This is a genomic window from Achromobacter sp. 01N37, assembly GCF_056399725.1.
In genome coordinates this window covers 1-3,088 of the sequence record NZ_JBFTRX010000032.1, presented here as the reverse complement: position 1 = coordinate 3,088, position 3,088 = coordinate 1, and the positions used below count along the sequence as shown (strand labels likewise).

Annotated in this window: 2 rRNA genes; both read right to left on the bottom strand. The window is 52.0% G+C overall.

Annotated elements, in window-relative coordinates:
* Positions 1-11: 11 nt before the first annotated feature.
* A 5S ribosomal RNA gene (gene rrf, locus AC1DSJ_RS30035) occupies positions 12-124 on the bottom strand.
* A 203-nt stretch (positions 125-327) separates the two neighbouring features.
* Positions 328-3,008: ribosomal RNA gene (locus AC1DSJ_RS30030) — 23S ribosomal RNA — on the bottom strand.
* Between the last annotated feature and the right edge of the window lie 80 nt (positions 3,009-3,088).

Here is a 3,088-nt window from a genome sequence, read left to right as displayed (position 1 = left end):
GCGGAATAAAAGCCTGACGATGACCTACTTTCACAGACGTCCGTCCACTATCATCGGCGCGAAGGCGTTTCACTGTCCTGTTCGGGATGGGAAGGAGTGGTACCACCTTGCTATGGTCGTCAGGCGTAACTGGTTGAGCCGCTGCGTGTTAACGCAACCGCTCCAATCTTGGAAGAAACACAACGTGTGGGTGATCAGAGGCTAGCTCGATGATCACGCACAAGGGGTATGTAATTGGTGTTGGCTGGCTGCCGACGGTGCAGCCAGATTTTGTATTGAACGACACTTGGAACGCTATATCACCAGGTCAATAACCATCAGTGTTATAGGATCAAGCCTCACGAGCAATTAGTATCGGTTAGCTTAACGCATTACTGCGCTTCCACACCCGACCTCCAACGCCCACGGCAGATAGGGACCAAACTGTCTCACGACGTTTTAAACCCAGCTCACGTACCTCTTTAAATGGCGAACAGCCATACCCTTGGGACCGGCTACAGCCCCAGGATGAGATGAGCCGACATCGAGGTGCCAAACACCGCCGTCGATATGAACTCTTGGGCGGTATCAGCCTGTTATCCCCAGAGTACCTTTTATCCGTTGAGCGATGGCCCTTCCATTCAGAACCACCGGATCACTATGTCCTGCTTTCGCACCTGYTCGACTTGTCRGTCTCRCAGTCAAGCACGCTTATGCCATTGCACTATCAGCACGATTTCCGACCGTACCTAGCGTACCTTCGAACTCCTCCGTTACACTTTGGGAGGAGACCGCCCCAGTCAAACTGCCYACCATGCACTGTCCCCGATCCGGATAACGGACCAAGGTTAGAACCGCAAACAAACCAGGGTGGTATTTCAAGGATGGCTCCACGTGATCTAGCGACCACGCTTCAAAGCCTCCCACCTATCCTACACAGGCCGGTTCACAGATCAATGCAAAGCTACAGTAAAGGTTCATGGGGTCTTTCCGTCTAGCCGCGGGTAGATTGCATCATCACAAACACTTCAACTTCGCTGAGTCTCAGGAGGAGACAGTGTGGCCATCGTTACGCCATTCGTGCAGGTCGGAACTTACCCGACAAGGAATTTCGCTACCTTAGGACCGTTATAGTTACGGCCGCCGTTTACCGGGGCTTCGATCAAGAGCTTGCACCCCATCACTTAACCTTCCGGCACCGGGCAGGCGTCACACCCTATACGTCGACTTTCGTCTTTGCAGAGTGCTGTGTTTTTAATAAACAGTCGCAGCCACCGATTCTCTGCGACCCCATCATGCTAAGCGCGCAGGCGCTTCACACTACCGGGGTATACCTTCTCCCGAAGTTACGGTATCAATTTGCCGAGTTCCTTCTCCTGAGTTCTCTCAAGCGCCTTGGAATATTCATCCCGTCCACCTGTGTCGGTTTGCGGTACGGTCTCGTACAGCTGAAGCTTAGAGGCTTTTCTTGGAACCACTTCCAATCACTTCGCAAGCAATGCTCGCTCGTGCCATACCCTTGATTTACGCGCCCGGATTTGCCTAAGCGCCATCTTCGATACAGCAACAGGGACATCCAACACCCTGATGATCTTCCGCGATCCGTCCCCCCATCGCACTGTACGACGGTACTGGAATATTAACCAGTTTCCCATCAGCTACGCATCTCTGCCTCGCCTTAGGGGCCGACTCACCCTGCGCCGATGAACGTTGCGCAGGAAACCTTGGACTTACGGCGAGGGGGCTTTTCACCCCCTTTATCGCTACTCATGTCAGCATTCGCACTTCTGATACCTCCAGCAGCCTTTACAAGCCACCTTCGCAGGCTTACAGAACGCTCTCCTACCGCGTGCACTAAAAGTGCACACCCGCAGCTTCGGTTTATCGCTTAGCCCCGTTACATCTTCCGCGCAGGACGACTCGATCAGTGAGCTATTACGCTTTCTTTAAAGGATGGCTGCTTCTAAGCCAACCTCCTGACTGTCTATGCCTTCCCACTTCGTTTCCCACTTAGCGATAATTCGGGACCTTAGCTGGCGGTCTGGGTTGTTTCCCTCTTGAGTCCGGACGTTAGCACCCGGTGCTCTGTCTCCCAAGCTGTACTTGCGGGTATTCGGAGTTTGCCATAGTTTGGTAAGTCGCCATGACCCCCTAGCTATAACAGTGCTCTACCCCCCGCAGTAATACTTGAGGCACTACCTAAATAGTTTTCGGAGAGAACCAGCTATTTCCAGATTTGTTTAGCCTTTCACCCCTATCCACAGCTCATCCCCTAATTTTTCAACATTAGTGGGTTCGGTCCTCCAGCACGTGTTACCGTGCCTTCAACCTGGCCATGGATAGATCATCTGGTTTCGGGTCTACACCCAGCGACTGAATCGCCCTATTCGGACTCGCTTTCGCTACGGCTTCCCTATTCGGTTAACCTTGCCACTGAATGTAAGTCGCTGACCCATTATACAAAAGGTACGCAGTCACCCCACAAGGAGGCTCCTACTGTTTGTATGCATACGGTTTCAGGATCTATTTCACTCCCCTTCCGGGGTTCTTTTCGCCTTTCCCTCACGGTACTGGTTCACTATCGGTCGATCACGAGTATTTAGCCTTGGAGGATGGTCCCCCCATCTTCAAACAGGATTTCACGTGTCCCGCCCTACTTGTCTTACGCTTAGTTCCACACACAAGATTTCGCCTACAGGGCTATCACCTGCTACGGCCGGACTTTCCATTCCGTTCGACTATCTTGCGTGCTAAAACGTAAAGGCTCTTCCGATTTCGCTCGCCACTACTTTCGGAATCTCGGTTGATTTCTTTTCCTCGAGCTACTGAGATGTTTCAGTTCACCCGGTTCGCTTCCACTAGCCTATGTATTCAGCTAGGGATACTGCATTGCTGCAGTGGGTTTCCCCATTCGGACATCTACGGATCAAAGCTTGTTTGCCAGCTCCCCGTAGCTTTTCGCAGGCTACTACGTCCTTCATCGCCTGTGATCGCCAAGGCATCCACCATATGCACTTAGTCGCTTGATCCTATAACGCTGTAGGCTATAGGACCTGAGTATTAGCGTTTGTGCCGTTCATAAGTTTCAAAGCAGTCTGAGGTTATTCAC